23 protein-coding genes are annotated in these 23,318 nt (G+C 60.4%); 10 read left to right on the top strand and 13 right to left on the bottom strand.

The genetic code is table 11. The features are described from left to right. Positions 1–1,179: 1,179 nt before the first annotated feature. Positions 1,180–1,407 (bottom strand): DUF3077 domain-containing protein, encoded by a 228-nt coding sequence (locus ACCD02_RS25640; RefSeq protein WP_413308300.1) that lies wholly within the window; start codon positions 1,405–1,407, stop codon positions 1,180–1,182. Positions 1,408–1,879: 472 nt separating this feature from the next. Between ACCD02_RS25640 and ACCD02_RS25635 the strand changes: the two genes are divergently transcribed. From ACCD02_RS25635 to xopAW, 3 genes are all read left to right on the top strand, one after another. Beyond that, complete coding sequence (locus ACCD02_RS25635; RefSeq protein ID WP_413308298.1) at positions 1,880–2,635, top strand: response regulator; 756 nt, start codon at positions 1,880–1,882, stop codon at positions 2,633–2,635. Then, on the top strand, positions 2,632–3,708 hold the full coding sequence (locus tag ACCD02_RS25630) for a sensor histidine kinase (protein WP_413308296.1): 1,077 nt from the start codon (positions 2,632–2,634) through the stop codon (positions 3,706–3,708). Before ACCD02_RS25635 ends, ACCD02_RS25630 begins: the two co-directional genes overlap by 4 nt. A 113-nt stretch (positions 3,709–3,821) precedes the next feature. After that, complete coding sequence (gene xopAW, locus ACCD02_RS25625; RefSeq protein WP_413308294.1) at positions 3,822–4,742, top strand: XopAW family type III secretion system calcium-binding effector; 921 nt, start codon at positions 3,822–3,824, stop codon at positions 4,740–4,742. 125 nt (positions 4,743–4,867) lie between these two features. Here the strand turns inward: xopAW and ACCD02_RS25620 are convergent, their stop codons facing one another. From ACCD02_RS25620 to ACCD02_RS25580, 9 genes are all read right to left on the bottom strand, one after another. Continuing rightward, positions 4,868–5,911 (bottom strand): AI-2E family transporter, encoded by a 1,044-nt coding sequence (locus ACCD02_RS25620; protein ID WP_413308292.1) that lies wholly within the window; start codon positions 5,909–5,911, stop codon positions 4,868–4,870. 243 nt (positions 5,912–6,154) lie between these two features. Then, positions 6,155–6,961: a DUF4892 domain-containing protein gene (locus tag ACCD02_RS25615; RefSeq protein WP_413308290.1), complete on the bottom strand. Its 807-nt coding sequence runs from the start codon at positions 6,959–6,961 to the stop codon at positions 6,155–6,157. Between the two features lie 232 nt (positions 6,962–7,193). Continuing rightward, a complete protein-coding gene (locus tag ACCD02_RS25610; RefSeq protein ID WP_413308288.1) occupies positions 7,194–8,048 on the bottom strand; it encodes an alpha/beta fold hydrolase in 855 nt (284 codons plus the stop codon). Continuing rightward, positions 8,045–8,863 carry an alpha/beta fold hydrolase gene (locus ACCD02_RS25605; protein WP_413308286.1) on the bottom strand — a complete coding sequence of 273 codons (819 nt, stop codon included), beginning with the start codon at positions 8,861–8,863 and terminating at the stop codon, positions 8,045–8,047. The genes ACCD02_RS25610 and ACCD02_RS25605 overlap by 4 nt, the downstream gene beginning before the upstream one ends. A gap of 133 nt (positions 8,864–8,996) precedes the next feature. Continuing rightward, positions 8,997–9,332: a hypothetical protein gene (locus tag ACCD02_RS25600; protein ID WP_413308284.1), complete on the bottom strand. Its 336-nt coding sequence runs from the start codon at positions 9,330–9,332 to the stop codon at positions 8,997–8,999. A gap of 138 nt (positions 9,333–9,470) precedes the next feature. Continuing rightward, a complete protein-coding gene (locus tag ACCD02_RS25595) occupies positions 9,471–9,914 on the bottom strand; it encodes a hotdog fold thioesterase (protein ID WP_413308282.1) in 444 nt (147 codons plus the stop codon). A 65-nt stretch (positions 9,915–9,979) separates the two neighbouring features. Further along, positions 9,980–10,438, bottom strand: coding sequence for a phosphohistidine phosphatase SixA (sixA, locus tag ACCD02_RS25590; protein ID WP_413308280.1), 459 nt, complete (start codon positions 10,436–10,438; stop codon positions 9,980–9,982). Beyond that, the gene (locus tag ACCD02_RS25585) at positions 10,435–10,725 is read right to left on the bottom strand and encodes a DUF4389 domain-containing protein (protein WP_413308301.1); all 291 of its coding nucleotides are present in this window, start codon (positions 10,723–10,725) and stop codon (positions 10,435–10,437) included. Before ACCD02_RS25585 ends, sixA begins: the two co-directional genes overlap by 4 nt. Positions 10,726–10,808: 83 nt before the next feature. Further along, complete coding sequence (locus tag ACCD02_RS25580; RefSeq protein WP_413308278.1) at positions 10,809–11,834, bottom strand: NAD(P)H-dependent glycerol-3-phosphate dehydrogenase; 1,026 nt, start codon at positions 11,832–11,834, stop codon at positions 10,809–10,811. 175 nt (positions 11,835–12,009) lie between these two features. Between ACCD02_RS25580 and ACCD02_RS25575 the strand changes: the two genes are divergently transcribed. The 6 genes from ACCD02_RS25575 (at position 12,010) to ACCD02_RS25550 (ending at position 18,350) form a co-directional block, all read left to right on the top strand. Continuing rightward, positions 12,010–12,948 (top strand): ABC transporter substrate-binding protein, encoded by a 939-nt coding sequence (locus ACCD02_RS25575; protein ID WP_413308276.1) that lies wholly within the window; start codon positions 12,010–12,012, stop codon positions 12,946–12,948. Then, positions 12,945–14,879, top strand: a complete 1,935-nt coding sequence (locus tag ACCD02_RS25570; RefSeq protein WP_413308274.1) for an ATP-binding protein — start codon at positions 12,945–12,947, stop codon at positions 14,877–14,879. Before ACCD02_RS25575 ends, ACCD02_RS25570 begins: the two co-directional genes overlap by 4 nt. 223 nt (positions 14,880–15,102) lie before the next feature. Further along, a complete protein-coding gene (gene fabA / locus ACCD02_RS25565) occupies positions 15,103–15,618 on the top strand; it encodes a 3-hydroxyacyl-[acyl-carrier-protein] dehydratase FabA (protein ID WP_413308272.1) in 516 nt (171 codons plus the stop codon). A gap of 10 nt (positions 15,619–15,628) precedes the next feature. After that, on the top strand, positions 15,629–16,849 hold the full coding sequence (fabB, locus tag ACCD02_RS25560; RefSeq protein ID WP_413308270.1) for a beta-ketoacyl-ACP synthase I: 1,221 nt from the start codon (positions 15,629–15,631) through the stop codon (positions 16,847–16,849). Between the two features lie 224 nt (positions 16,850–17,073). Beyond that, positions 17,074–17,475 carry an OsmC family protein gene (locus tag ACCD02_RS25555; protein ID WP_413308268.1) on the top strand — a complete coding sequence of 134 codons (402 nt, stop codon included), beginning with the start codon at positions 17,074–17,076 and terminating at the stop codon, positions 17,473–17,475. A gap of 14 nt (positions 17,476–17,489) precedes the next feature. After that, positions 17,490–18,350 carry a pirin family protein gene (locus ACCD02_RS25550; RefSeq protein ID WP_413308266.1) on the top strand — a complete coding sequence of 287 codons (861 nt, stop codon included), beginning with the start codon at positions 17,490–17,492 and terminating at the stop codon, positions 18,348–18,350. Positions 18,351–18,479: 129 nt separating this feature from the next. On the opposite strand, the gene ACCD02_RS25545 is transcribed toward ACCD02_RS25550, so the two are convergent. Further along, a complete protein-coding gene (locus ACCD02_RS25545; protein WP_413308264.1) occupies positions 18,480–19,211 on the bottom strand; it encodes a dienelactone hydrolase family protein in 732 nt (243 codons plus the stop codon). Between the two features lie 84 nt (positions 19,212–19,295). Then, entirely contained in the window at positions 19,296–21,200 is a 1,905-nt protein-coding gene (gene htpG, locus ACCD02_RS25540) for a molecular chaperone HtpG (protein ID WP_413308262.1), read from the bottom strand. Positions 21,201–21,537: 337 nt separating this feature from the next. Between htpG and ACCD02_RS25535 the strand changes: the two genes are divergently transcribed. After that, positions 21,538–21,789, top strand: coding sequence for a hypothetical protein (locus ACCD02_RS25535; RefSeq protein WP_413308260.1), 252 nt, complete (start codon positions 21,538–21,540; stop codon positions 21,787–21,789). Positions 21,790–21,873: 84 nt separating this feature from the next. Here ACCD02_RS25535 and brnQ read toward each other — a convergent pair whose 3' ends face one another. Next, positions 21,874–23,187 (bottom strand): branched-chain amino acid transport system II carrier protein, encoded by a 1,314-nt coding sequence (brnQ, locus tag ACCD02_RS25530; RefSeq protein ID WP_413308258.1) that lies wholly within the window; start codon positions 23,185–23,187, stop codon positions 21,874–21,876. Positions 23,188–23,318: the final 131 nt, after the last annotated feature.

Raw genomic sequence — 23,318 nt, 5'->3', positions numbered from 1 at the left:
CCCCCCCCAAAACCCCCCCCCCCCCCCCCCCCCCCCCCCCCCCGGGGGCCCAAACCCCCCCTGGGGGCCCCCCCCCCCCCCCCCCCGGGCCCCCCAGTTCCCTATCGGTCAACTGAGTAAAGGGAAGTACCATCTTGCCTGGCTCATAATGCTTCCAGGGCGGCATGCTGTCGCAGATGATCGGGACATTGGCGCAACGTGCATCCTCTCCGTTTGCCGTTCGGATGTGGTAACGCAAGGTGTAGGGACCATCCGGAGACATCTCGCCCACTGGCACCTTGAGGGTAACAGGGAAATAAACGTCAGGGTCCACCGGTGCGGTAAGTGTCACGCTGGCGACCACTTTGAAATCATTGTCAGCCGGACTATGTCCCGGAGCCCATTCCAGATTGACGTGATCCTGGTCACCGGGGAAGTCTGCATACTGCTCCCATTCCGGAATTGACACCTCAAGATCAGCGCGCACGGCCTCGGCGCTCAAAGTCCCGTCACTGGCATCAATGATACCATCGACAACCGGCAAGTCGATCTCGGCCTTGAGCGCTCCGGAGCGCTGTCGTCTCGCCGCCACATAGGCATTGCGAGCTTTCTGCACCTCTTCCAACGTCATGTTTTTTGTTGAACTTGCCATATTTATTGCCTCCCATTCATTGTCTTAGCTGCTCAACAACCGATACAGCCAGCGATAAGCCCGACCGCAGCCCCATGCAAATAAACGCACAACGCACAGCTATCGAAGTTGGTGGTTAAATGAACAACCTCAATTTGAATTGAACAGCAGACGCGAGGTATCCGATACTGATAGAACTACTAGGTAGACAGGGCGTTATTTCAGGCGTAAGGGTACTTGCTCGGCCACGGCAGTAGCACTTTAAGACTATCGTTAGTGGCTTATCGCCAATGCACGCAGAGTTACTGGCTAACTAATAGCGCTGCCGAGAGTTCCTGCTGCAAACAGATTGAATAAGCTGGCCTTTTCACGGATAAATCTTGCGTCTACAGATGTTGTGAGCGTTTGAATAATGAGGCGCAGGCGCAATACCGGGCAACTTCATAACCGGACTGAAATAACGCTCAAGGTGGGAGCCGCCCTGGTGGCAATCGAGTGCGAAGCGCTCGCCAATAGCTTCGGCGACTATCTTGAGCCATCGCCAGCAAGCCGGCTCCTGAGGTGATGTATCAGGCCGTCGAGCAGCGGTTGATCAGGATATCCATCAGCGTGCGGGCCAGCTGGGTTTTATGCAGGGCGGAAAACGCCAGGTCGCGCTCGGCGCCCACGCTGTTGTCGGCACACTCGTAAACGGTGGCGCCGATCCAGCGCAGCAGGTCGTCGACATGGATCAGGATTTCTTCGTCGCTGAGCTGTTCGTTGGCTTTGAAGGGTGGATCGGGGGTGAGATTTGGCATGATGTAACTCCAATCAAATAATGGAGGCCATCACTCATCACTGCTAAGCGAATGGGTGGCGGCCGTGCGGCAGGTTTAGCAGTCCGGTGATTGGCAACCGGCGCACCCGAAGGCGCCCTGCGCACGACCACCATAAAGTGCAGGCGATAAGAAACACCTGACTAAAGGGGGCGACGTGCGCCAATCTTGTCCGAGCTGCTACACCCGATCGCTGAATTTGCAGCGACCGGCGCAGACTAAGGAGCAAAATTGACTGGCGCAAGCGGTTGGGATTTTCTCGGAAATTTCACACAATAGAAAGAGAGGCGTCTTGCAATGACATCCCATGTAGCAAAACCGATACATTTCCAACATACCGCCGACACCTGGACGAATCAGCCTTTCGCCGCGCCTGCTGGCGAACTAATATGCCAGCAGCGTTGATCTTCAATAGCGGCCAGTGATGGCGGCATCACCAGGCGGCAGTCCCAGCATGCAGACACCTTCCGATTCGCCCACCGATGACAGCACTCCCCTCACCGAGCCGCGCTGGAACACCCGCGCCCTGATCGTCGACGACGATGTGCCTATCCGCGAGCTGCTCTGCGACTACCTGGCCCGCTTCAATATCCAGAGCCGTGGCGTGACCAATGGCGAGCAAATGCGCCAGGCCCTGGAAGAGGAAGTGTTCGACGTGGTGGTGCTGGACCTGATGCTGCCCGGCGAAGACGGCCTGTCGCTGTGCCGCTGGCTACGCGCTGCGTCAGATATCCCGATCCTGATGCTCACCGCCCGCTGCGAGCCCACCGACCGCATCATCGGCCTGGAGCTGGGCGCCGACGATTACATGGCCAAGCCGTTCGAACCACGGGAACTGGTGGCACGCATCCAGACCGTGCTGCGCCGGGTCCGGGATGATCGCAACGAACAGCGCACCATCATTCGTTTCGACGCCTGGCGCCTGAACAGCGTGCTGCGCCAGCTGACCTCGCCGGAAGGCCTGGTGGTGCCGCTGTCCAACGCTGAATTCCGCCTGCTGCGGGTATTTATCGAACGCCCGCGGCGGGTGCTGACCCGCGAGCAACTGCTGGACGCCGCCCGTGGCCGCTCCATCGAAGCCTTCGACCGCAGCATTGACCTGCTGGTCTCGCGCCTGCGCCAGAAGCTCGGCGATGACCCGCGCTCACCGCAGCTGATCAAGACCGTGCGCGGCGAGGGTTATCTGTTCGACGTCAGGGATATCGGTTGATTCGCGCCTTCGACACCCTGTTCGCCCGTCTTTTCGGAGGGGCGATGCTGGCGATCATACTGGCTCATGTGCTGGCCTTTATCTGGTTCGTCAATTACGGACCGCACTTTCCACCACCCGGCCCACCGGGGCCGCCACCCCATGTGTTCCAGCAGGGCCAACCGCCTCCTGCGCCTTTCGATCCCGAGCGCCCACCGCCGAATCGCGAAAGCATGCTGACCATGGCAATCCGTGGGCCGCTGGTGCCGCTGATCTCCCAGCTGATTACCCTGGTCGTTGTCGCCTGGTTTGGCGCCAAGGCCTTGAGCCGGCCGTCCCGGCGCATCAGCGAAGCGGCCGAGCGCCTCAGTGAAAACCTCGACAGCCCGCCGTTGGAGGTCAGCGGTCCGCGTGAGATACGCCAGGCCGCCCTGGCCTTCAACCTGATGCAGGAGCGTATCCGCGATCAGGTACAGCAGCGCGGCCGTATGCTCGCGGCGGTGTCCCATGATCTGCGCACCCCCCTGTCGCGCCTGAAGCTGCGGGTCGAGCAGATCGACGACCAACGCCTGCACGACCAGATGAGCCAGGACCTCAACGACATGATCGGCATGCTCGATGCCACCCTGACCTACCTCAATGAGCAACGCACCAGTGAAGTGGTGCAGTTGTTCGATATCCAGGCGCTGATCGAGTCCCTGGCCGAAAACGCCCAGGACAACGGTAACGATGTGCAATACAGCGGCGAATGCAAACCGCTCAAGACTCAACCCATGGCCCTGCGCTCGTGCCTGAACAACCTGATCGACAACGCCCTGCGCTATGCCGGCAATGCCAATATCGAGATCCAGGACAGCGCCGAGCGCCTGCGGGTCATCGTCAGCGACAACGGCCCCGGCATCGCTCCCGAGTTCCATGAAACCGTGTTCGAGCCCTTCTACCGCCTGGAAGGCTCACGCAACCGCAACTCCGGCGGCGTCGGCATGGGCATGACCATCGCCCGCGAAGCGGCACGGCGCATGGGCGGTGATCTGCAGCTGAGCCAGACGCCGGGTGGCGGGCTGACCGTGACCCTGGATCTTCCGCGGCTCTAGCGCCCGTATCATCGGCGATACAAACTACCCATACACAGGACAACTCCCGGACAGATTCTGCATAAGCCGGTGGACTCACACTGGCTTAATTAACTCTGAGGGGAGTCAGTCCTATGATCAGCGGCGTCAGTGGTAGCAGCGGCTACTCGAACTACACCCGTTCAAGCACGAGTTCTACCACAAGCGTGGACAGCAAGAAGTTTCAGGAAAAATTGCTGACAAAACTCGATACCGATGGCGACGGCAGCATCAGCAAGGACGAGTTGAGTTCGTCCCTGTCGTCCAACTCCAAGGACGGCATCACGGTCAGCCTGAGCAAGGCGTTCAGCAGCCTGGACAGCAATGACGACGATAGCCTGAGCAGTGACGAACTGGCGGCCATTCAGCCACCCCAACAGGGCGGAAACGGCAACAGCCCGGCCACGCAGATGGCGGATGACTTGCTCAGTTCGCTGGACAGCGATGGCGACGGCTCGATCAACAGCGATGAGCTGACTGCTGGCCTGACCAGCGCAGGCAGCAGCGCCGACAGCTCGCAGGTGTTCGATGCCCTGGACACCAATAAGGACGGCACCGTTAGCATCGACGAACTGACCGCAGCCCTGCAACCGCAGGATCCACCACCGCCGCCGCCATCGGGCCAGGGTGACGCCTCGCAGTTGTTCAGTGCCATCGACAGCGATGGGGATGGCAGCATCACCAGCAGCGAGCTGACCAGCGCCCTGAGCAGCGCCGGTTCGACCAGCGCTACCAGCAGCACCAGTTCGACCAGCAGCACCGATGCCGACAGCCTGTTCAGTGCCCTGGATGCTGACAGCAGCGGCAGTGTCGACGTCAATGAGCTGTTGACCGCCCTGCAACCCAATCAGACGGGCAGCACCCATTCGACCTCTGCCAGCACTGCTGATTCAAGCAGCAGCGCCAGCAGCAAGGACGCCGCCCAGGCCCTGAGCCGAATGGTCGCGGCCCTGAGCCAGCGTTATGACACCGAAGGTAGCAAGCCGGTCGGCAAGTATCTCAATACTGCCGCCTGACAAAGCCTTCTGATGTGAAAGCACTCACCTTGTAGGAGCTGCCGAAGGCTGCGAACGGGCTGCCTGGCAGACCGCCTTCGCAGCCTTCGGCAGCTCCTACAGGTGGGCGCTGATTCAGATGTCAGTCATTTCACCGGTCTTTCGCTGTGCACCCAGTCGATCAAAAGACTGTAAGCCACGGCCAGCAGCGTCGGGCCGATAAACAGGCCGATAAAGCCGAAGGTCAGCAGGCCACCGAACACTCCGAGCAACACAATCACCAATGGCAGGTTGCCGCCTCGGCTGATCAGGTACGGCTTGAGCACGTTGTCCACGCCACTGATGATAAACATGCCCCAGATCCCGAGAAAAATCGCCATCCCGTAGCTGCCCTGCCAGGCCAGCCAGGCCGTGGCCGGAATCCACACCAGTGGCGGGCCCATGGGCACCAGGCTGAGCAGGAAGGTGACGATCCCCAGGACCACGGCCCCCGGCACGCCGGCAATCAGGAAGCCGATCAGCGCCAGCAGCCCTTGCGCCGCCGCCGTGCCGATCACGCCATTGACCACCCGCTGCACCGTACCGGCCACCAGGTCCAGGTAATACTCGGCGCGATCACCGATCAGGCGTTGCAGCAGGCTCAGGACAAAAGCCGACAGCCGCGGACCGTCGCGATAGAAGAAAAAGGCAAAGATCACACTCAAGGTCAGCTCGACGATGCCGCCGCCAATCTGCGCGCTACGGGCCAGCAGCCAGTTACCCACCTCGCCCAGATACGGCTTGATACTGGCCATCAGCGCCGCACCCTGCTGATCGATGCTGTTCCAGTAACCGACCAGGCGCTCGCCGACCAGAGGAATGCTGCCCAGCCATGAGGGCGGATCCGGCAACCCGTCGACCTGAACGTTTTTGATAAAGACGGTGGCGTCACGCACATGGTCAGCCAGATTGAAACCGAGCCAGACCAATGGCAAGGCCACCAGCAGAATCCAGCACAGAGTCAAAATCAGCGCGGCCAGAGACTCGCGCCCGTTCAACCAGCGCGTCAGTACGCGCATCAGCGGCCAACTGGCAAACGCCAGCACCGCGCCCCAGATCAGCGCCGACCAGAACGGCAACATGACCCAGACACAAGCGCCGAGCAGCCCCAGCAGCAGGATCTGCACCAACAGGCGATCATTATTGAACATGGGGATTCCATTCAGAGGGCGTAGATACAGAGCATAACGGCAAATGCGCGTCAGGGCGGCACGCAAACCCATTGCGGGAGCGAGGTGGGAGCGAATTCATTCGCGAAAGCGGTATTTCAGTCGCTCAGGATGCGTTGAATGTACCGGCCTTTTCGCGAATGTATTCGCTCACACAGAATTCGCATCCAAAGAATTCACGCCCACGGCCAATGAGAGTGACGCTGATCGTATGCGCTGGTTGCCCTACGGAATCACCTGTAGAACCAGCCCAGGCTTGTCACCGGCGCCCAGTTCCAGCCGCGCAGCCCGTACGCCCTTGGCCACCAATGCGTCACGCCATGCAGGCGCCTGGGCTCCGGCCAGGGTAATGCGCAGGGTGCTGTCCAGATTAAGGCCACGGGACAGTAAGGTGGTCCAAGTGTCTGAAGGCGCGCCAACCAGTCGCGGCAACGGCAGGTTGCCGGTGCTCTTGAGCTGGCGCAGCAGCGTCGCCGAAGTCGGCAGCAATTCACCCAAAGGCGCAGAAGCCACGAACTGTTCGACATGCAGGTAGGCCCGGCGATTGCCACGGGTAATGCTGTAAAGCGCTACCAGGGTGTTGTCCTGGGGCGCGGCCAGACGCAGCAGCAGGTAGGCCTGCTCATTGTCGGAACCAAACAGCTTGGCATTGCCGAAAACCTCGTTGGCCAATAGGCTGCTTTCCCCGCAATCACGGGCCTGGCACCAGAACAGCAGCTCGGCGCCCTGTGTATGCAGGGCCTGCCGGGCCAGGGTAAAGGCCTCGTCGGCACTGTGTTCGACCGGCAACTGGTAGGTCACCGAAGTGAGGCTGCCATGGGCGCTGACCTGGCCGTCAAAACGCAGCTGGCCGCTGATCTTGCGTACCGACCCCATGGGGTAGATTCGCTCCAGCTCTGTCGGGGCGCGATAATCGATGATTTCCGCGTCGGTCAGGCGCGGAACGTTGGGCAGGTCCTGGCTGCCGGGCAGATCGGCGGCCCAGAGTGCAGGGCTGAAAAGGCTAAGGCTCAGGATCAGGCCGACCCCCACCCTGGCAGAAGCGAGGTTTGCCCGCGAAGACGCAGGTACATCCGACCTGTATTCTGCGAATGAAACACTACTTTCGAGGGCAAGCCTCGCTCCAGCAACGGTGCGGCAGCGAGTAATAAAGCCGCTCATGGCAGGGGCAAACGAGCAAGGGAACGGGCGCAGGTACACGAGTGATCCATCAGGGCAGTCTCCAATATCAACCCGCCCAGCCTCGACAGTTGCCCGGTGCAAGTCAAGGAGTGGCAAAGAAGCGATTGAAACAGTCTGCAACAACGCGTGCGCCCTCCTCTTCGTTCAGGTGCAGATGGTGCCCGCCAGGCAGGGTCGAGACGGTAAAAGGCAGCCCGGCAAGCAGCGCCTGGTTCTGCGCCAGAATGCCTTCGGCGGCAACGATGAGATGGGTCGGACAACGCACACTATTGATAAAGGACAGTGCCTGCTCGCGGGTCAGACGAATCGCCGACGGCAGGGTCAGGCGACTGTCACTACGCCAGGTATACCCGCCGGGCACCGGCATCAGCCCACGCTGGGCGAGCAGTTGCGCCGCCTCGCGACTGACCGCCACCACTCCGCGCATACGCACCTCGGCGGCGTGATCCTGGTCGCGGTAGACCGGCTTGCGCTTGTCCGAAAGCGCCGCCTGGGCCTGCAACGCCCGTCCCATCCGCTCGGCCATGCTGTCGGCTTCTCCAGTCATGGGCATCAGGCCGTCGATCAGCGCCAGCCGGGTCACTCGTTCAGGCAGTGAAGCGGCGAGGATCACCGAGATAATCGCGCCGAGGGAATGCCCCAGCAGGGAGAACTGCTGCCAACCCAGTTGCTCGGCCACCTGGACGATGTCGTAGGCGTAATCGGCCAGATTGTAGGTCACCCCCGGCGGGCGATGGCCGGAATGCCCATGCCCGGCCAGATCCAGGGCGACGATGCGAAGCCCCTGAAGATGGGGCGCCAGACGCGCAAAGCTGTTGGCATTATCCAGCCAGCCATGCAGGGCGATGACCGGCTGACCGTCTTCGGGGCCAAACAGATGGGCGGCCAGCTCGATATGTCCCAGATTCAGGCGCACTTCTTCAACGGTGAGGCTCATGCGCTGCGCACCCGGTTCTGGGCTTGGGCGCGGCCATCCCAACGACTGAACAGATTCTTGAGCATGATCGCGGTGTCCTCGGGGCATTCCAGGGGGAACATGTGGCCACCGGGCATCGACAAATACTCACCGCCGGGCAGGCGTTTCACCGAGCCGGCGTGATGAGGCAACACCACCCGGCTGCTTTGCCCACGAACCATGGCCAGGGGCACCTTGAGCTGTTGGGCACTGGCCGGACGGTTATGAGGCACGCTGCGGTAGATGCTGATTTCCGTGGCCGGATCGAAGCGCAGGCGCAATTGATCGCCGTCAGCCTGCAAGCCATGTTGCAGATAGGCGTCGAAGCATTCGGGATCGAAACGGCGGAACAGGGTTTTATCGGCAAAATAGCGCCGGGCCGACTCCAGGTCGGCAAAGGCTTCACGTCGTCCCAGGGTACGTCCGGCCGGGGTGATGCGGTCTATGAAGCCAAAGCGCTTGGCCATGCGGATCATCAGTTGATCGGCCAGGGTCAGCACCGGCGAATCGAGCATCACCACGCCGCGGTACAGTTCCGGGCAGCGCAGCGCCGCATGGAAATGCAGGACACCGCCCAGGGAATGACCCACGCCCCATACCGGCCCTGGCTGTTCGCGCAAATGATGGATCAGCTCATCGACCAGATTGAGCCAGTTGTCGTCCACCGGAAAACGCGGATCGTGGGCGTGCTGATCGAGATGGGCGACCTCATAGTCCGGCGCCAGGGCAGCGAACAGCTTGCCGTAGGTAGCCGAAGGAAAACCGTTGGCGTGGGCGAAAAATACTTGCTGCGACATGCTGGCACACCCGATGGTTGAATCTCTGGCGATTGTGCGCAGCCGCCCAATGCACGGCAATGACTGGAAGTGCCATCAAGCACGACACTCCGGCCATTGCTGCCCTGCCCGTACAATAAAGGCAAAAGGATAGTTACATCCCTTGGGTAAAGCGATCAAAGCAGATTTTGATATAGGCGAGCTGAAAGCCGAAACCTTCCTTCAGGCTCATGATGGCATCACTGTCAGGCTTGGCTTTCTTGATATCCAGTATCCCGCGCTGCATGGCTTGTACAAGCTCATCAGACAACCTTTGTACGTCTGCCAGTGCCTGGATCTTCGGGAACTGTTCTGTCAGTGCTGAAAACACGACGTCGGCATCATCGCGCAGGGCCATAAACTCTTCACTGGTGAGGTGTTTATCGCCATAGACAGCCTGTAAACGCTCGGCCAGTTTTGTAGAACGACTTGAATTCACGGGATCGGTCATGTTGTTTTTCTCCCTGAAAGAGTCTCATGTTTCCTCGCGGAAACAGCACCACCTTAGTGCAGAAGAAAAAGCGCCACAACAATCGCTTTAGACTGTTGCAGCGCTTGTTTATCGCCGATTGGAACTAACTATTACCACTCAACGCGCCGGTGGTTCTTCACCCAGCGGCACTACCGCAATGGTCAGCCGGGAGATGCAACTGGTCTTGCCGTCATCACTGGTCAAGCGGATATCCCAGACATGGGTCATGCGACCGATGTGCACCGGCCGCGCCACCGCCGTGACCCGGCCGCTGCGCAGACCGCGCAGGTGGTTGGCATTGACTTCAAGGCCCACGCAGTAGAAACGGCTGGTGTCGATAACCAGGTAGCTGGCAGTGGAGCCGACCGTCTCGGCCAGCACCACCGAAGCACCGCCGTGCAGCAGCCCGTAAGGTTGATGGGTGCGCTGATCGACCACCATGCTGGCGGTCAGGGAGTCATCGGTGACGGACTCGAAGCGGATATCCAGCACTTCGCCGATGGTGTTCTTCTGCATCGCGTTGAGCTGGTCGATATCCGGGGGTTGACGCCATACACTCATGTTCAGTCCTTTCTCTTTTTTTGTACGCGCCCATGCTGTGGGCGCATTGCTCAATGCCGACAACGCTATCCTGCCTGGCGGACACTGAGCAACTGCATTGCACCGGCAAGGGGAAAATCGCCCTCAAGTTCGGCCAGACTGGCCGTACCCATGGGTTGCGCATGCTGAAAACTGCCATGGACCAGCAGGCCGATCAGTACGCCCACCAGAGGCTGGTGGCTGACCAAAAGAACCTCTTCACCGGCATACAGGTCCAGCTGCTGCAGGACCTTTTTCGGGTCGCTTTCCGGGGTCAGCCAGGGCACGGTCGCGATCGGGTCGCTGAAACCCAGGGCCTGCCTGACCAGTTCGGCCGTCTGCTGCGCCCGTACGTAGGGGCTGGCAATGATCCGGTCCAGCGGTTTGCCGAGCAGATGAGCGGCGCTGCCGATCACTTGCGAACGACCATGCCCGGTCAACTCGCGCTCGGCATCACTGCGGGCATTGGCCTGGGCTTCGCCGTGGCGCAAGACCCAGACCTTCACAGCTTAGGCTCTTCGTCGCGCACCGGATGAGGCGCGGGCGGCACACGATGGGGCGCCTCGCCCTCAGGCGCACGTGCAGTCGGCCAGTCGGCGAATGGCCAGGGTTTCTGCTCGGTGTGGAACGTGCCGAAACGGCCGATCTGGGCCATGAACTGGCTCAGGCTGTCACCAAAGCTCATCAGGCTGCCGCTGGGCGCACCGTAGAACAGGCGATACCCCAGCTGCACCAGCACCACGCCGCCGAGAACCAGATTGGCCAGGTACCAGACCACCAGAAACACCAGCATCCAGACAATACGCAGCAGGATCGATTCGTGCTGCTTGAATTTCGACTCGTTCAAGAGTGTCCCTCCCTAGGATTGCAACCGGCTCAATTGAAACCGGCAGTGGAAATGAAATCGACGTCAGTCTTGGGTTCGGCGCGCATCAATAGCTCGATGACCTGATTGAGCGTACGACCTTCGAACAGAATCGCATGCAGCCCCGCGACCAGCGGCATATAGACGTTGAGCTCCTGGGCCTTGGTCTTGAGCACCTTGAGGGTGTTGACGCCCTCGGCAACTTCACCCAGGCGGCTGACCGCCTCCTCCAGGCTCAAGCCTTCGCCCAGGGCGAAACCGACCTGATAGTTGCGGCTCTTGGGCGACGAACAGGTGACGATCAAGTCTCCGACACCGGCCAGGCCAAGAAAGGTCATGGGGTTAGCCCCCTGGCTGACGGCAAAGCGGGTCATTTCCGCCAGCGCGCGGGTAATCAGCATGCTCTTGGTGTTCTCGCCCATGCCCAGGGCCACGGCCATGCCGGCAATGATGGCGTAGACGTTTTTCAGCGCACCGCCCAGTTCGACACCAAACCGGTCGGCACTGGCATAGACGCGGAAGGTTCGGCCATGCAGCGCGGCCTGGACCGCCTTGCACAAACCTTCGTCTGCACTGGCGACCACCGTAGCCGTGAGGGCGTGTTCGGCGATTTCCCGGGCCAGGTTGGGGCCGGACAGCACGCCGATGCGCGCCTTGGGCACGATTTCTGCGAGAATTTCACTCATCAGCTTGAACGTTTTGGCCTCGATACCCTTGGTCAGGCTGACCAGCATCTTGCCCTGGAGCCTGTCGACATGGGGATCAAGCACCGCGCGCAGGGCACTGGACGGCAGAGCGACGAAGATCAGTTCGCAGGCGTCGAGGGTCGCGGGCAGGTCAGTGACCGGCTCGACTTCCGCACGCACGGCGATACCCTTGAGATAGCGCGGGTTCTCGCGGTTGACGCGGATCGCCTCGGCCTGTTCGGGGTCGCGCATCCATAGCCGGACCTGACGACCATTTTCCGCGAGCAGATTGGCTACCGCCGTGCCGAAACTGCCGCCGCCCAGAACCGCTACAGGTTGTTGTGTGGTCATGAACCACTCCATCGTGAGCCAACTCATCTGGCGATGCCGCATTATACGGAGCATGGCTGCGGCAGCCAGCGCAAACGTTGCCAACGCAGGTGCCGCCTCGGGTAACATGCTGCGCAAAGTCCCGTAATATAGTGCTGCCCTCCTTGTGCGAATGCTCCCTTATGAAGCGACGGCAATGACACAACCTCCTTGGCGTGCGCGCTCGGGCAGCTTTATTGCGCGTCGCGGCAAGGCACTGGCCGGTGTCGCCATGGCGTTTTTGTTCATGGCACCGGTCGATGCTGCTGAAGTACTGCTCACCAGCGTCGAAGACAACACCCAGGTGCAGGACTTCGTCGCTGAACTGCGCAGGCGTCGAGAGCAGGATACGGTGCGCTATGTCGTCACCGCACAACTGCCGTCGCCGGAGCGCATACCTGTCGACACCCGCCTGATTCTCCTCGACCCGGCCAGCCTTGAATGGCGCCTGAGCGCCAGCAGCGGGCCGCCGACCCTGGTGCTGCGCATCAATCGCCTGCAGGCCCGTCAACATCTGGACGAACAGCGTGCGGCGAACCTGACCCTGATCTGGAAAGACCCGGCCCCGGCCCGGCAACTGCGCCTGATTCGCCAGTTGCTGCCCAAGGCCCGGCTGATAGGCGTGCTGTTCGGCAAGGACAGCCAGTTCATGCTCAATGATTTGCGCCATGCAGCGACCGCCCAGGGCCTGCGGGTCATCTCCCAGCCCTGGGATTTCACCGAAGGCATCCGCCCGTTGCAGACCCTGCTCAAGGGCAGTGATGTGCTGCTGGGGCTGAACGACCCGCAGGTGTACAACACGCTGACGATGAAAAACCTGTTGCTCAGCGCCTACGCCGACCGGCAGGCCCTGATCGGTCCGAGCGCCAGCTTCGTCAAGGCCGGCAGCCTGGCCAGCACTTACAGTGATCAGAGCGACTGGATCAATACCCTCAGCGATCTGCTCGAACAGGCCCCGCAACGCTGGCCGAGATCCCTCTACCCCAACCATTTCAAGGTCATGAGCAACCCTCAGGTGGCACGCTCCCTGGGCCTGGCGCCGATCAACGAGGCGGCTCTGGCAGCGAGCCTGGCTCAAGGAGAACGTCGCCCATGACCTTGCACCGACGCTGGGATATCAACAAGCGAACACAGATCATCAGCCTCGGTCCGGCACTGTTGCTGACCCTGCTGTTGATCAGCTTTTTTACTTTCGTGCGCATTCAGGACCTGCGCCAGGAGCTCAATCACACCGGCCAATTGATCGCCAACCAACTGGCGCCCGCCTCGGAATATGGCGTGATCGTCGGCAACGACGAAGTGCTCAACAGCCTGATGCGCGCCACGCTGTCCACTCCCCATGTGCGTTTCCTGGAAATCCAGGACCGGGCCAACAACGTGCTGGTCTACGTCGAACAACCGAGTGCTGATGGCAGCAACCCCAAGCAAGTGGAAGTCTTCCAGGCCCCCATCCGCTCGCAACGGATCAAGCTCGGCAAGGATTTCCTCAGCAACGCGAACGCCGATGAAAGCAACCGTTGGCCCGCCGGGGATTATCTGGGCCGGGTGCTGGTAGGCATGTCCAACGATGCGTTCAGCCAGCGTCAGCAGGAAATACTGTTCAAGGCCGCGATCCTCGCGCTGTTCGCCCTGTTGTTCACCTTTATCCTGGCGCGGCGCCTGGCCCTGAGCCTGTCGCAGCCGATCAGCGACATGGGGGAAGCGGTCAAGGCCATCCAGCAAGGCGACTACACGACCCCGTTGCCCGTGCCGGAGGACGCCGAACTGGGTGATCTGGCCCGGCATATCAACAATCTGGCGCGGGATCTGGAAAGCGCCAGTCACGAACAACAGCGCGCCATCGATCAGTTGATTCGCACCCGGGAAGAGGCCGAACGCGCCAACACCGCCAAGTCCGACTTCCTGGCCATGATGAGTCATGAGTTGCGCACGCCCATGAATGGCGTACTGGGCATGCTGCAATTGATGGAAACCACGAACATGACCGAGGAGCAGAGCGAATACGCCGCCCTGGCCACCGAGTCCACGGAACACCTGCTGCGGGTGATCAACGACATCCTCGATTTCTCGCGAATCGAACGCGATGCGCTGGAAATGGAAAGCATCGTCTTCAATCTGGTCGAGTTGATCAACACCACGACTCAGGCGTTCAACCATGATGCCCAACAGCGCGGCCTGACCCTGGCGCTGCATATACAGCCGGGACTGGAAGCCTTCACGGTGCTGGGTGACCCGACGCGCATCCGGCAGATTCTGGTCAATCTGGTCGGCAACGCCTTGAAATTTACCGAAGTCGGCAGCGTCCGCATCCATGCCAACTGGTGTCGCAACGGCGACGATCAGATCACCTTCATCTGTACCGTACGCGATACCGGCATCGGGATTCCCCCGGAGCGCCTGGAATCTATGTTCAATGCCTTCCAGCAGGCCGACAGCTCGATCTCCCGGCGCTACGGCGGCACCGGCCTGGGCCTGCCCATCGCCCGTACCCTGGCCGAACGCATGGGCGGGACCTTGCGCGCCCAGAGCGAAGAGCGCCTGGGTTCGGTGTTCACCCTGGATATTCCCCTGACCCTGTTACAGCACCCGCCCAATGTACCCGGCGTCGTCGTCAGCAGCCCCCATGAAACCCAGCGCAGCTCCCATGTCCTGTTGGTCGAGGACAATCCGGTCAACCGCACGGTAATTGAAGCCATGCTGCGCAGCCTGGGTCTGGAAGTCAGTGTTGCCGGCGATGGCGCCGAGGCCGTCGGCATGGTCGAGACAGGTGATTACGCCGCTGTGCTGATGGATTGCCGACTGCCGGTCATGGATGGCTACCAGGCCACGCGGCTGATTCGCCAGCATCCGCATCTGGAGCATCTGCCTATCATTGCCCTGACGGCCAACGCCCTGTACGGCGACCGCGACGCCTGTATACAGGCGGGCATGAACGATTACCTGGCCAAACCCTTCAAACGCAGTGATTTGCAGCAGGTTTTACAACGATGGCTCGCCTTTCGAGCACCTGCGACTGGCGATAAATGATAAATTGCGGCAGTCTTGGCAACCGGATCGACCCCAGCCATCTGCTGGACGACAAATTTCAGTGCACAGGTGTACTTTCATTTTTCCTGTGCTGTGACTTTCACTACAACGCAATAGTCTATGGGTAGGCTGATCGCCAAGTCCCTGCGATTGAAGTATGCAAGGACCGGAGGCCGGGGCATATGACCCCCTCCCTGCCGCACATGACTATTGAGGAGCTCGCATGACCAAACAAAACGCCTTTACCCGGGAAGAATTGCTGAGTTGCAGTCGCGGCGAGCTTTTCGGCCCAGGTAACGCGCAACTGCCCGCCCCCAATATGCTGATGGTCGATCGCATCACCCATATCAGCGAAGAAGGCGGCAAGTTCGGCAAAGGTGAATTGGTCGCCGAGCTGGATATCACCCCGGACCTGTGGTTCTTCGCCTGCCATTTCGAAGGTGACCCGGTGATGCCGGGCTGCCTGGGCCTCGACGCCATGTGGCAGCTGGTCGGTTTCTTCCTCGGCTGGCAGGGTCTGCCTGGCCGCGGCCGCGCCCTGGGTTCGGGTGAAGTGAAATTCTTTGGCCAGGTCCTGCCGACCGCCAGGAAAGTCACCTATAACATTCACATCAAGCGCGTTCTGCGCGGCAAGTTGAACCTGGCCATCGCCGATGGTTCGGTCAGCGTTGATGGCCGCGAGATCTACACTGCCGAAGGCCTTCGGGTCGGCGTGTTCACTTCCACTGAAAATTTCTAAGGGTATTCGCATGCGCCGCGTCGTTATCACTGGTCTGGGCATTGTTTCCTGCTTGGGCAATGACAAAGACACCGTCTCCGCCAACCTGCGTGCAAGCCGCCCTGGCATCCGTTTCAACCCGGAATATGCCGAAATGGGTCTGCGCAGCCAGGTTTCCGGCTCCATCGACCTCAACCTCGAAGAACTGATCGATCGCAAGATCTATCGCTTCGTCGGCCACGCGGCGGCCTACGCCTACCTGGCCATGAAAGACGCCATCACTGACTCCGGCCTGACCGAAGAGCAGGTGTCCAACCCACGCACCGGCCTGATCGCCGGCAGCGGTGGCGCGTCGACCCTGAACCAGATGGAAGCGCTGGATATCCTGCGCGAAAAAGGCGTCAAGCGTGTTGGCCCATACCGCGTCACCCGGACCATGAGCAGCACCGTTTCCGCTTGCCTGGCCACGCCATTCAAGATCAAGGGCCTGAACTACTCCATCGCTTCGGCCTGTGCCACCAGCGCGCATTGCATCGGCAACGCCATGGAACAGATCCAGATGGGCAAGCAGGACATCGTCTTCGCCGGCGGCGGTGAAGAAGAGCACTGGAGCCAGTCGTTCCTGTTCGACGCCATGGGCGCTCTGTCGTCCCAGTACAACGAGACGCCGGAAAAAGCCTCCCGCGCCTACGACGCCAAGCGTGACGGTTTCGTCATCGCCGGTGGCGGTGGCATGGTCGTGGTCGAGGAGCTGGAACATGCCCTCGCCCGCGGCGCCAGGATCTACGCAGAAATCGTCGGCTACGGCGCGACTTCCGACGGCTACGACATGGTTGCCCCGAGTGGCGAAGGCGCCATCCGCTGCATGCAGATGGCAATGTCGACCACCGAAGGTCCGATCGACTACCTGAACACCCACGGCACCTCGACCCCGGTCGGCGACGTCGCGGAAATGAAAGGCGTGCGTGAAGTCTTCGGCGACAACGCTCCGGCCATCAGCTCCACCAAGAGCCTGTCCGGTCACTCCCTGGGCGCCGCCGGCGTTCACGAAGCGATCTACTGCATGCTGATGATGGAAGGCAACTTCATGGCCGGCTCGGCCAACATCGACGAGCTGGACCCGGAAGTGGCCGACATGCCGATCCTGACCAAGACTCGCGAAAACGCGAAGATCGACCAGGTCATGAGCAACAGCTTCGGTTTCGGCGGCACCAATGCCACGCTGATCATGAAGCGCTGGACCGGCAAGTAATCACTGCCGCAGTACTACAATCAAGGCGCCCTCACCGGCGCCTTTTTTGTGCCTGCTGGAAATAGCACACGGATTCAAGATGTGGTTTTGCGCATTCTCTGCAAGAGCTGCCCAAGGCTGCGAATAACTCAACCTGATGCACCGCTTTCGCAGCCTTCGCCAGCTCCTACAGAAATCTCATTTCAATTCAGATAATTTCTTTGTATTCGATATCCGAGGCCCCCATGTCCGTCATCGTCAGCAGCACCTCCACCGAAGGCTTTCGCCACAGCGTCGAGATCAATGAACGCCACACGCTGGCCACCGATCTCCCCGTCTCCCTGGGCGGCGAGGATTCAGCGCCTTCGCCCCATGACTATTTCGATGCCGCCCTGGGTGCCTGCAAGGCCCTGACCGTCAAGCTCTACGCCAAACAGCATGACATTCCCCTGACCGGCATCAGCGTCGTGGTCACTCATGACGACAGCGAAGAGCGCAAAGGCAAATACAGCCTTAACGTCGAACTGACCCTGGAAGGCGATCTCAGTGACGAACAGCGCACCCTGTTGCACCGTATCGCCGACCGCTGCCCGGTGCATAAACTCATGACCACCGCCGAAATCACCATCCAGACGCAGTTGACCTGACAACGGAGCTGACCATGCTGATCATCAAACCCCGCGCCGAAGACGTCGAAGGCCAACCGATCCTGCGTCCTTTGCCTTCAGCACAGTGCCGCAGCGTCGGCCCCTTCGTGTTCTTCGACCATATGCTGGAAACCGACTACCCGGCGGGCAGCGGCATGGATATCCGCCAGCACCCGCATATCGGCCTGTCGACCCTGACCTATCTGTTCGAAGGCGAGCTACTGCACAAGGACAGCCTCGGCAGCGATCAGCGGGTACTGCCTGGCGACGTGAGCTGGATGACCGCAGGCAGCGCCATCGCCCACGTCGAACGCACGCCCGAAGACCTGATAACCAAAGGCTCACGCATGCACGGACTGCAGATCTGGCTCGCCTCCCCCAGGGACCACGAACAGGGGCCGGGGCACTACAGCCATCATCCCGCAGCCAGCCTGCCGCTCAGCGACAACCTGGGCATTCGCATCCGCATGATCGCCGGCACTGGCTTCTGCCTGACTTCACCCGTACCAGTGCTCTCAGGGACGCTGTACGCCGAATTGTACATGCAGACCGCCACAACGCTGTTGATCCCCACCGAACACGCCGAGCGTGCGCTCTACCTGTTGGAAGGTGAAGCAACGCTCGACGGCCAGCCAGTGGAACCCCGCAGCCTGATCGTACTGGACAGCGGCCAGGAAGCGATCCTCAGCGCCGACAGCGAATGCCATGCGGTCTTGATCGGCGGCGAGCCTCTGGACGGGCCACGGCGGATGAACTGGAACTTTGTTGCCAGCGACCCGGCATTGATCGACCAGGCACGGCAACGCTGGGCAGCGGGCGACTGGCCGACCGTGCCGGGGGAAACGGGCAGGATTGAATTGCCGGGGAAACGCTGAGGCACCGTGGGAGCGAGGCTCGCCCGCGAAGAGGCCGGTATGCCTGGCTCATATTCCGGGCCTGCCACACCGCTTTCGCGGGCAAGCCTCGCTCCAACGGGCCCGACCTTGAGGCCGGGCCAGCTTCAATCAGCCCTTGAACACTTCATCCAGCAGGTTATGCATGGACTTGAATGCGCGAGTGGCGACTTTCTCGTCGTACATCATCATGCCCGGGACATTGGCATGCGGATCGGTGAAAGAGTGGAACGCGCCGCCGTAGCTGAGCAGTTGCCAATCCACGCCAGCGGCATTCATCTCTTCCTCGAACGCCGGCAGTTGCTCTTTCGGCACCAACGGGTCAGAGGCGCCATGCAGGACCAGGACCTTGCCCTTGATGTTGCTTGCATCACTCGGGTTCGGTGTGTCCAAAGTGCCGTGGAACGAGATCGCTGCTCTCAGGTTAGCGCCGGTGCGGGCCAGTTCCAGGGCGCAGCAACCGCCGAAGCAGAAGCCAAATACGGCAATCTTGTCGGCATCCACTGCTACGTCTGTCTGCGCCACGAGCTGGGCCAGGGCCGCCTTGGTCCGCACGTTCAACAGCTGACGATCATTCTTCAACGGCATCATCGCCGCTGCGGCCTCGTCATTGTTGGATGGACGTACGCTTTGCCCGTAGAGATCAGCCAGCAGCACGACATAACCCTGCTCGGCGACCTTCTTGGCGATCTTCTCCGCGCCTTCACTGACACCCATCCAGTTCGGCGCCATCAACAGCCCTGGGCGCGACGAGGTCGTGTCCGCAGAATCGAACACCAGACGGCTTTCATACGGTTGGCCATCGATCTGGTAAACCACGGAACGTACAGTAACGTTGCTCATTGCTGACTCCTGACACATTGATTAAGAAAGACAAACGCTAAACAAACAAAACCCGCCGAAGCGGGTTTTGTTCAGAGCGTCGATTTAAACCGACAATTCAACCAAAAGCTTGTTCAAACGGCGCACGTATGCAGCCGGATCCTTCAAGCTGTCGCCTGCGGCCAGAGCCGCCTGATCGAACAGGATGTGGGACAGATCGCCAAAGCGCTCTTCGTTCTGCTCGGCGTCCAGCTTGCCGATCAGTGGGTGAGCCGGGTTGAACTCGAAGATCGGCTTGGAATCCGGCACTTTCTGCCCGCTGGCTTCGAGGATCTGACGCATTTGCAGGCCCAGGTCAGCTTCGCCGATGGCCAGGATCGCTGGCGAATCGGTCAGGCGGTGGGAAACCCGCACTTCGGCGACCGCGTCGCCCAGGGCGGTTTTCAGGCGCTCGACCAGGCCTTCCTTGTCCTTGGCGACTTCTTCCTGCGCCTTCTTGTCCTCTTCCGAGTCCAGCTTGCCCAGGTCCAGGTCACCGCGCGCTACATCGACAAAGCCCTTGCCGTCGAAATCGCTGAGGTAGCTCATCAGCCACTCGTCGATACGGTCGGTCAGCAGCAGCACTTCGATGCCTTTCTTGCGGAAGACTTCCAGGTGCGGGCTGTTCTTGACCTGTGCGTAGGTTTCGCCGGTCAGGTAGTAGATCTTGTCCTGACCTTCCTTGGCGCGAGCCAGATACTCGGCCAGGGCCACAACCTGCTCGCCACCCTCTTCATTGGTCGAGGCGAAACGCAGCAGGCCGGCGATTTTTTCCTTGTTGGCGAAATCTTCAGCCGGGCCTTCTTTCATGACCTGACCAAAGTTCTTCCAGAAGCCCTTGTACTGCTCAGGCTCGTTCTTCGCCAGTTTTTCCAGCATGTCCAGGACACGCTTGGTCAGCGCCGTTTTCATCGAGTCGATGATCGGGTCTTTCTGCAGAATTTCGCGAGATACGTTCAGGGACAGGTCGTTGGAGTCGACCACGCCCTTGATGAAGCGCAGGTACAGCGGCAGGAACGATTCGGCCTGATCCATGACGAACACGCGCTGCACGTACAGCTTGAGACCGCGCGGCGCTTCACGCTGATACAGATCGAACGGCGCACGGGCCGGCACGTAGAGCAGCGAGGTGTATTCCAGCTTGCCTTCGACCTTGTTGTGGCTCCAGCTCAGCGGGTTCTCGTAATCGTGACCGACGTGCTTGTAGAACTCCTGGTATTCCTCGTCCTTGACCTCGGTGCGAGGACGGGTCCACAGCGCACTGGCGCGGTTGACGGTTTCCCACTCCAGCTCGGGTGCCGCTTCGCCTTCAGCAGCGGCCTGCTCTTTGGGCAACTCGATCGGCAGGGCGATATGGTCAGAGTACTTCTTGATGATGTTGCGCAGACGGTAACCGTCGGCGAACTCGTCTTCACCGCTTTTCAGGTGCAGGACGATACGGGTACCACGCTCGGCCTTCTCGACGTTGGCCACTTCAAAGTCGCCCTCGCCCTTGGAGGACCAGTGCACGCCTTCGCTGGCCGGGGAACCGGCGCGACGGCTGTACACGTCAACGCGGTCGGCAACGATGAAAGCGGAGTAGAAACCGACGCCGAACTGGCCGATCAGGTGCGAATCTTTCTTCTGATCGCCGGACAGGTTCTTCATGAAATCGGCGGTGCCGGATTTGGCGATGGTCCCCAGGTGGGTGATCACATCGTCGCGGTTCATGCCGATGCCGTTGTCTTCGAGGGTGACGGTTTTCGCATCCTTGTCGAAGGTCACACGGATTTTCAGCTCGGCGCCGCCTTCGAGCAGCTCTGGCTTGGCCAGGGCTTCGAAGCGCAGTTTATCGACGGCGTCGGAGGCGTTCGAGATCAATTCGCGAAGGAAAATTTCCTTGTTGGAATACAGCGAATGGATCATGAGGTGCAGCAGTTGCTTTACCTCGGTCTGGAAGCCCAGGGTTTCCTTTTGAGTTTCCACACTCATGGTCATCAAACTCCAATTGGATGGTGTAAGTCATACGACAACGGCGTGTGCCTTTGCCGAACGGCGGGATGACAACAAGGTGGGGGCTGGGCAAGGGATTTCAAGAGCAGGAAAAAGCCGATTTACCGGATAGCGGATCATGCGGTACCCGCCAGCCGGCTGGAAAGATTCCAGAAGCCTTGTCCGGACCGGTCGCAATAGCTGTTTATCAGACTGTTTTTATTGTCTGCCACGCAACTGCTGAAACAGTTAATTGCGGACTGTGAACATTCAGTTGAACTTAATTAAAAGGACAGCGCTCGAAAGGCACGTAGCTACTCAATAAGGAGAAACACCCATGCGTACAACTTTAGCTTATGCCTTGATGCTGTCTGCCGCCCTGGGCCTTGCCGCGTGCGACAAGAAGTCCGACGATACCCAGAAAAAAGCCAATGACGCGGCGCAACAGTCCCAAGAGTCCATGCAGAAAGCGCAGGACAAGGTGAACGACGCAGCGAAGGAAAGTCAGGAGGCCGCGCAAAAGAACGCCGAGGCCGCACAACAGCGTGCGCAGGAAGCCCAGGGCCAAGCCCCGAAAACCAGCAACTAGCTTTAAAACCAGCCTTAAACAGGCAGAGCAGTATTCAAACAACAAGGCCCGCTAATCGCGGGCCTTGTTAGTTATGCAGGCAGATTAAGCCAACACTTCACTACGCTTGCCCAACAGTCGGTCACAGATAAAAGCCACGACCAGGGTAATGCAGGCCGGCACCAGCCACGCCAGCCCCTGATCACTCAGCGGCAAGTGGGCCACTACTTGCGGCAGATGCTCCCCAAGCCCCGCCCCTTTCAATGCATCGATGATCCCGAACAACAACGACACCAGCATCACTGGCGCAACAATGCGCCCCTGGGAATGCCAGAAATCCTTGCAGAAGCTCAAGGCGACCAAAACGATGCACGGCGGGTAGATGGCCGTCAGCACCGGGATCGAAAACTGGATCAGCCTGGTCAGGCCCAGGTTCGAGACCAGCAACGAGAACGCCGCCAACATAATCACCAGCGTCTTGTACGGCAGGGGCAAAACGCGGCTGAAGTACTCGGCGCAGGCGCAGGTCAGCCCCACCGCCGTGACCAGACAGGCCAGGGAAATCAATACCGCGAGGAAACCGCTGCCCAACGAACCGAAGGTGTGTTGCACATAAGCATGCAGCACCGCCGCGCCGTTGCTTGCACCTGCCGCCACGGCATGGCTGCCGGAACCCAAGCGAAAGAGACTGACATAGACCAGGGCCAGACCGAGGCCGGCAATCAGCCCGGCAATGATCGCGTAACGGGTAATCAGGCGTGGCGACTCGACACCACGGGAACGGATAGCGTTGACGATGACAATGCCAAACACCAGGGCGCCGAGGGTGTCCATGGTCAGGTAACCGTTGATAAAGCCCTGGGAGAAGGGAGCAGCGACGTAGGCAGGCGCTGCCACGCCAACCTCCCCCGCAGGCAAGGCAAAGGCTGCAATGCCGAGCACCGCCAGGGCAATGATCTTCAGCGGCGCCAGGAAGCGCCCTACGGTATCCAGCAGACGCCCCGGATACAGGGAAATCCAGAACACCAGCAGGAAGTACACCGCGCTATAGATGAACAGCGCCAAGGGGCTCTCACCGGTCAAGGGCGCCAGGCCCACTTCGAAGGATACCGTCGCCGTACGCGGCGTGGCGAACAGCGGTCCCACCGCCAGATAACAGACCGCCGCCAGGATACCTCCGGCGACTTTGCCGATGGGGCTGCTCAGGCTGTCCATGGCGCCACCGACCTTGGCCAGGGCGACGACGGTGATCACTGGCAGACCCACAGCCGTGACCAGAAACCCGAGGGCTGCCATCCACACATGGGGTCCGGCCTGCAGGCCGACGATAGGGGGGAAAATGATATTGCCAGCCCCGACGAACAGGGCAAACGTCATAAAACCAAGTGCCAGGATGTCCTGACCTTTCAACACTTTCATCGAGAAAAACCACACTGCCAAATCGGAATGAGAGAGCGACTTCCCAATGGGTAAGGGAAATGCTGCCTGTCCTCTTGGGACAAGCCCTGCCTGTGCAACGGCCTCTTGTGAAGGCCGGGAAGCACAAAAAG

The organism is Pseudomonas sp. Pseusp88, from assembly GCF_047303955.1.
GTDB lineage: Bacteria > Pseudomonadota > Gammaproteobacteria > Pseudomonadales > Pseudomonadaceae > Aquipseudomonas.
This window is presented reverse-complemented; position numbering and strand designations above follow the sequence as displayed.

What these genes read in the sequence shown, in the direction of transcription:
- ACCD02_RS25640 (WP_413308300.1), bottom strand. Translation starts at nt 1,407, where the DNA reads ATGCCAAATCTCACCCCCGATCCACCCTTCAAAGCCAACGAACAGCTC.
- ACCD02_RS25635 (WP_413308298.1), top strand. Translation starts at nt 1,880, where the DNA reads ATGCAGACACCTTCCGATTCGCCCACCGATGACAGCACTCCCCTCACC.
- xopAW (WP_413308294.1), top strand. Translation starts at nt 3,822, where the DNA reads ATGATCAGCGGCGTCAGTGGTAGCAGCGGCTACTCGAACTACACCCGT.
- ACCD02_RS25620 (WP_413308292.1), bottom strand. Translation starts at nt 5,911, where the DNA reads ATGTTCAATAATGATCGCCTGTTGGTGCAGATCCTGCTGCTGGGGCTG.
- ACCD02_RS25610 (WP_413308288.1), bottom strand. Translation starts at nt 8,048, where the DNA reads ATGAGCCTCACCGTTGAAGAAGTGCGCCTGAATCTGGGACATATCGAG.
- ACCD02_RS25605 (WP_413308286.1), bottom strand. Translation starts at nt 8,863, where the DNA reads ATGTCGCAGCAAGTATTTTTCGCCCACGCCAACGGTTTTCCTTCGGCT.
- ACCD02_RS25600 (WP_413308284.1), bottom strand. Translation starts at nt 9,332, where the DNA reads ATGACCGATCCCGTGAATTCAAGTCGTTCTACAAAACTGGCCGAGCGT.
- ACCD02_RS25595 (WP_413308282.1), bottom strand. Translation starts at nt 9,914, where the DNA reads ATGAGTGTATGGCGTCAACCCCCGGATATCGACCAGCTCAACGCGATG.
- ACCD02_RS25585 (WP_413308301.1), bottom strand. Translation starts at nt 10,725, where the DNA reads ATGCTGGTGTTTCTGGTGGTCTGGTACCTGGCCAATCTGGTTCTCGGC.
- ACCD02_RS25580 (WP_413308278.1), bottom strand. Translation starts at nt 11,834, where the DNA reads ATGACCACACAACAACCTGTAGCGGTTCTGGGCGGCGGCAGTTTCGGC.
- ACCD02_RS25575 (WP_413308276.1), top strand. Translation starts at nt 12,010, where the DNA reads ATGACACAACCTCCTTGGCGTGCGCGCTCGGGCAGCTTTATTGCGCGT.
- ACCD02_RS25570 (WP_413308274.1), top strand. Translation starts at nt 12,945, where the DNA reads ATGACCTTGCACCGACGCTGGGATATCAACAAGCGAACACAGATCATC.
- fabA (WP_413308272.1), top strand. Translation starts at nt 15,103, where the DNA reads ATGACCAAACAAAACGCCTTTACCCGGGAAGAATTGCTGAGTTGCAGT.
- fabB (WP_413308270.1), top strand. Translation starts at nt 15,629, where the DNA reads ATGCGCCGCGTCGTTATCACTGGTCTGGGCATTGTTTCCTGCTTGGGC.
- ACCD02_RS25555 (WP_413308268.1), top strand. Translation starts at nt 17,074, where the DNA reads ATGTCCGTCATCGTCAGCAGCACCTCCACCGAAGGCTTTCGCCACAGC.
- ACCD02_RS25550 (WP_413308266.1), top strand. Translation starts at nt 17,490, where the DNA reads ATGCTGATCATCAAACCCCGCGCCGAAGACGTCGAAGGCCAACCGATC.
- ACCD02_RS25545 (WP_413308264.1), bottom strand. Translation starts at nt 19,211, where the DNA reads ATGAGCAACGTTACTGTACGTTCCGTGGTTTACCAGATCGATGGCCAA.
- htpG (WP_413308262.1), bottom strand. Translation starts at nt 21,200, where the DNA reads ATGAGTGTGGAAACTCAAAAGGAAACCCTGGGCTTCCAGACCGAGGTA.
- ACCD02_RS25535 (WP_413308260.1), top strand. Translation starts at nt 21,538, where the DNA reads ATGCGTACAACTTTAGCTTATGCCTTGATGCTGTCTGCCGCCCTGGGC.
- brnQ (WP_413308258.1), bottom strand. Translation starts at nt 23,187, where the DNA reads ATGAAAGTGTTGAAAGGTCAGGACATCCTGGCACTTGGTTTTATGACG.